The sequence below is a fragment of the Pseudomonas sp. R62 genome, from assembly GCF_000257605.1.
Taxonomy (GTDB): domain Bacteria; phylum Pseudomonadota; class Gammaproteobacteria; order Pseudomonadales; family Pseudomonadaceae; genus Aquipseudomonas; species Aquipseudomonas atacamensis.
On the sequence record NZ_JH635998.1, the window covers coordinates 1,074,470 to 1,077,600 of the forward strand.

At 58.4% G+C, this 3,131-nt stretch carries 3 protein-coding genes and 1 pseudogene; 3 read left to right on the plus strand and 1 reads right to left on the minus strand.

The window, feature by feature from the left end; translation table 11 throughout:
* The first annotated feature begins 125 nt into the window (after positions 1 to 125).
* On the plus strand, positions 126 to 1,100 hold the full coding sequence (locus OQK_RS06280) for a 2-hydroxyacid dehydrogenase (protein WP_016771616.1): 975 nt from the start codon (positions 126 to 128) through the stop codon (positions 1,098 to 1,100).
* 140 nt (positions 1,101 to 1,240) lie between these two features.
* Entirely contained in the window at positions 1,241 to 1,750 is a 510-nt protein-coding gene (locus tag OQK_RS06285) for a DUF2165 domain-containing protein (RefSeq protein WP_016771617.1), read from the plus strand.
* A gap of 18 nt (positions 1,751 to 1,768) precedes the next feature.
* Here OQK_RS06285 and OQK_RS06290 read toward each other — a convergent pair whose 3' ends face one another.
* Positions 1,769 to 2,671: a DMT family transporter gene (locus OQK_RS06290; RefSeq protein ID WP_016771618.1), complete on the minus strand. Its 903-nt coding sequence runs from the start codon at positions 2,669 to 2,671 to the stop codon at positions 1,769 to 1,771.
* 140 nt (positions 2,672 to 2,811) lie between these two features.
* On the opposite strand from OQK_RS06290, the pseudogene OQK_RS06295 reads away from it, so the two are divergent.
* Positions 2,812 to 3,131: pseudogene (locus OQK_RS06295) on the plus strand (AraC family transcriptional regulator); the annotation flags it as partial.

A 3,131-nucleotide genomic window follows, 5' to 3' on the forward strand; every position in this document is an offset into this window, starting at 1 on the left:
GCACCGAAACCTTCGGATATTCACACCAGACAAACCAAGGCATGGTCGGCCCAGAGGCCGCCAAGACAACCCGAGCGAGAAAATGTTAGCGTGCTTGCAATCAAGCCCCGACGAGCCCAAGCCCAATGAAAAAAACAGTCCTGGCCTTCAGCCGCATCACCCCGCCCATGATCGAACGCCTGCAAGAAGAATTCGACGTCATCGTCCCCAACCCCAAGACCGGTGACATCAACGCCCAGTTCAACGAAGCCCTGCCCCACGCCCACGGCCTCATCGGCGTCGGCCGCAAACTCGGCCGCGCACAACTGGAAACCGCGACAAAACTCGAAGTGGTTTCGAGCGTCTCGGTCGGCTACGACAACTACGACCTCGACTACTTCAACGAACGCGGGATCATGCTCACCAACACCCCCGACGTGCTCACCGAAAGCACCGCCGACCTCGCTTTCGCCCTGATCATGAGCAGCGCCCGCCGCGTCGCCGAACTCGACGCCTGGACCAAGGCCGGGCAATGGCAGGCCAGCGTCGGCGCCCCGCTGTTCGGCACTGATGTGCACGGCAAGACCCTCGGCATCGTCGGCATGGGCAACATTGGCGCCGCCGTCGCCCGGCGCGGACGCTTCGGCTTCAACATGCCGATCATCTACAGCGGCAACAGCCGCAAGACCGAACTGGAACAAGAACTCGGCGCACAGTTCCGCAGCCTCGATGAGCTGCTGGCCGAAGCCGATTTTGTCTGCCTGGTAGTGCCACTGAGCGACAAGACCCGTCACCTGATCAGCCATCGCGAACTGGCGCTGATGAAGCCGAGTGCGATCCTGGTCAACATCTCGCGCGGCCCGGTCGTCGACGAGCCAGCGCTGATCGAAGCCCTGCAAAACAACCGCATCCGTGGCGCCGGACTGGACGTCTATGAAAAAGAACCGCTGGCCGAATCGCCGCTGTTCCAGTTGAAAAACGCCGTGACCCTGCCGCACATCGGCTCGGCCACCACCGAGACCCGCGAAGCCATGGCCAACCGCGCCCTGGCCAACCTGCGCAGCGCCCTGCTCGGCGAACGGCCGCAGGATCTGGTCAACCTGCAAGTCTGGCGCGGCTGAAAAAAAAGGCCGGCGCAACATTGCGCCGGCCTTCACCTTACATAACTTGCAACCGAACAAAAACGCCGGACCCAGTAACTGCCATATAAGCTCTCGCAACTTATCAACTTATTGATTAATTGCCATGGAGAGCCAATCCCGTGAACACCCTGACCACCGACAAACTCATTCGTTACAGCAAAGTCATCTTGATGGCTTATATAAGTTTCTTTGGCTTGCTGGTGATGATTCATAACTTCACTGACTATGAGTCCAACTACACTTACGTTGCACATATCCTGAGCATGGACACCACCAACGCCAGTGAAAACATCATGTACCGCGCGATCGATTCGCCGATGATCCATCACCGGATCTACTGGTTCATCATCACCATGGAAGTCACCTATACCGTGCTTTGCCTGATCGGTACTTACCAGTTGTATCGCTACATCGATGCATCGCCAGCGGCATTCCATGAAGCCAAGAAGTTTTCGATCATGGGCATATTGGTCGCCATTTTCATTTATTACGTTTGTCTACAAACTGTAGGTGTCGAGTGGTTCGATATGGACACTTCGCTATCATGGAATGCCAAGGACTGGGCGAGGCATATTGTCGACTTCATCTTTCCGGTGATGATCTACATCACTTTGAAAGTTGAGCGCTGAAACCCAGCGCTCGCTTTATCAAGCCAACTTCCCTTGACCCGCAGACAACAGCACTTTCGGTTTACGAAACACCAGCACGTTGCCCAGCATCACCAACACCAGCCCGACCAGCGCCGGTGCGGTCCATTGATAACCTTCGGCAAACGCCGACACATTCAACGCAACCACCGGAAACAGCACCGTGCAATAAGCCGCTCGCTCCGGGCCCATGCGCCCGACCAGCGTCAGGTACGCAGTGAAGCCAATCACCGAGCCGGGAATCACCAGATACAACAGTGCCCCGACGTAACGCGGCGACCAATCCATGTCGAAGGGTATGCCCTTGATCAGACACCACACCGTCAGCATCGCCGCGCCGTACGCCATGCCCCAGGCGTTGGTGGTCAGCGGTCGCAATCCCGCTTTCTGTTGCAGACTCGAGAGCATATTGCCGGCGGAAAAACACAAGGTGCCGCATAACGCCAATCCAAGGCCGAGCAGGGTTTGCGGGCTGGCCTGATGCCCGGCCAGTTCCGGCCAGAACAACAGCCCCAGACCTGACAGCCCCAACGCACCGCCCAGCAACACATTGCGCGCAATGCGCTGGCCGAAGAACACCCGCGCATTCAGCGCGTTCCACAACGTTGCCGTAGAAAACACCACCGCCACCAGACCGCTGGGTATCCACTGGCTGGCCGTCAGAAAGCACATGAAGTTCACACAGAACAGACAGAGTCCTTGGGCCACACAGATCAAGTGGCCTCGGCGGTTCATCGGTTGCAGGCGTCGGCTGAGCAGCAACAACGCAAACAACACGAACGCGGCGAGGCCGAAGCGATAGACAATCGACACCGGGATTTCGACCACGCCCAATTGCCATTTCAAGGCAATCCAGGTGGTGCCCCAGATCAGCACGGTCAGCAGGTACAACGACAGGTTCATGGCACACACTCCTTAAACAGGCCTTGAGTGTCTGCCTCGGGCAGCCTTCGACGCTTGCACAATCTTGCGCTTTTGTCTGGCGGCAGGCTGGCAGGGCGGCGTCTACGGAGTAGGATGCAAGGCGTTGGAGAGAACCGAACATGGCCGCTATCGATACCCTGCAAGTCTTTCAAGCCCTCAACCGCTCGCCGAATGCACGCCTTGTGCACAGCGCCGAGCTCGGTGACGGCATGTCTGCGGCCTTGTGGACCAACCACCACGATGCCCAGGAATACGAAGCGCCAAGTCATCACACGCTGTCGTGCTACGTCGCCGGCGGCACCGGCACATTCCGTCGTGGCCAGCCGGGCCGCAAGGGCGGGCCGGACAAGCTGTGCATCCTGCCGGCCGATCATGAATCGGGCTGGGTGATCAATGGCGATATCCGTCTGGCGCACCTGTATTTCAGCGCCGAACAATT